Here is a 1,122-nt window from a genome sequence, read left to right as displayed (position 1 = left end):
GCTACAAGCCCTCGTCGCCGCGTTCGCCGCCGACAAGGCCATCGTCGACGAATCCTCCACCCGCACCGCTGTTGCCGAAGTCACGGCGGACTGAACACCACACCGACACCCCGAACACCACCGACCCTGCCGGACATCCACCGGCGGGGTCGTTTCATACCCGCACATCCTCACGATCAACGCCGCCATCATCCTCATCGTGAATGCCGGTCAACATCTCTGACGTCGCAGATCGATCATTGCGTGACCTGATCGACGAACTCGAGCAAGGCGGACCTGCCCTGGTGATGTGCATGGGCAAGGGCGGCGTGGGTAAGACCACCGTCGCGGCGGCCATTGCGGTGACCTTGGCCGAGCGCAACCGTGAAGTTCATCTGTCCACGACCGATCCGGCTGCTCATCTGACCGAAACTCTTTGCCGCAGTGCGGAAAACCTGCACGTTTCCCGCATCGACCCGGTCCAGGCCAGCCGGGCCCACCGCGACAGGGTATTGGCCACCAAGGGTGCATCCCTCGACAAGCATTGCCGGGCCAACCTCGCAGCGGACTTGCGCTCGCCCTGCACCCAGGAGGTCGCCGTCTTTCAGGCCTTCTCCCATGTGATCCAGGAATCGCGCCGAAAGTTCGCTGTCCTGGACACCGCGCCCACCGGACACACGCTCCTGCTGCTGGACACCACCGGGTCCTACCACCGCGACATCATCAGAAACGCCGCGCCAGGGGTGCGCTACGTCAGTCCGCTGATGCGCCTGCAGGACCCCGCCGCGACCAAGATCGTGCTGATCACCCTTGCCGAGACCACCCGGGTGCTCGAGGCGGCAGAATTACAGGCCGACCTTGCACGCGCCGGCATCCATCCCGGGGCATGGGTCATCAACAACTCGGTCGCCGCGGCGGGACCTACCGTACCCCTTCTCCGCCGTCGTGCCGCGTTCGAACTAGGCGGCCGGGTGGCCCCGGGGGGTCGCACCCCGGGGCTCCCACAGAACGGAGCGTGACAGTCTCCCGTCACTCCGCTCTTCTCATCCAGTCCGTTTAGAACTCGGTCATCCACGCCCAGTGGGCGAACATGCCTGGTTGACGTTGCACCAGGTCTTTCCACCATCGCTGGGCCCTTTTGAA

At 64.8% G+C, this 1,122-nt stretch carries 2 pseudogenes; both read left to right on the top strand.

Features of this window, described 5'->3' with window-relative positions:
- Positions 1-94, top strand: a pseudogene (locus EET03_RS29730) (ExeA family protein); the annotation flags it as partial.
- 121 nt (positions 95-215) lie between these two features.
- Positions 216-941: pseudogene (locus tag EET03_RS29725) on the top strand (ArsA-related P-loop ATPase); the annotation flags it as partial.
- Between the last annotated feature and the right edge of the window lie 181 nt (positions 942-1,122).

Source organism: Mycobacterium innocens (genome assembly GCF_900566055.1).
Lineage (GTDB): Bacteria > Actinomycetota > Actinomycetes > Mycobacteriales > Mycobacteriaceae > Mycobacterium > Mycobacterium innocens.
The sequence above is the reverse complement of the archived record's forward strand: the minus strand, read 5'-3'. Positions and strand labels throughout refer to the sequence as shown.